Origin of the sequence: Sphaerospermopsis reniformis (assembly GCF_005402885.1) — a bacterium.
Classification (GTDB): Bacteria; Cyanobacteriota; Cyanobacteriia; order Cyanobacteriales; family Nostocaceae; genus Sphaerospermopsis; species Sphaerospermopsis kisseleviana.
Genome location: NZ_BJCE01000680.1, coordinates 1 through 202, shown reverse-complemented (window position 1 = coordinate 202; position 202 = coordinate 1). Strand labels below are relative to the sequence as shown.

Below are 202 nucleotides of genomic sequence, written 5' to 3'. Positions count from 1 at the left end.
CGTAGAAAGTACCACTGGTGAAATTAACTTAGGAAATTTGCAAAATTATAATAATTATGGTTTTAGTTCTACTGCCAACGTAAAATTATTTGCAAGTGGTAACATTACTGCGGGTGATATTGTTAGCGCTGGTAATGGTTATGATTCTGGTAATATTTCCGTAGAAAGTACCACTGGCGAAATCAAATTAGGAAATTTGCAA

The 202-nt window shown here is 33.7% G+C and carries 1 protein-coding gene; it reads left to right on the top strand.

What is annotated here, in order from left to right; translation table 11 throughout:
* On the top strand, nucleotides 1-202 hold a 202-nt coding region (locus FFR48_RS28830; RefSeq protein ID WP_162502016.1), incomplete at both ends, for a hypothetical protein.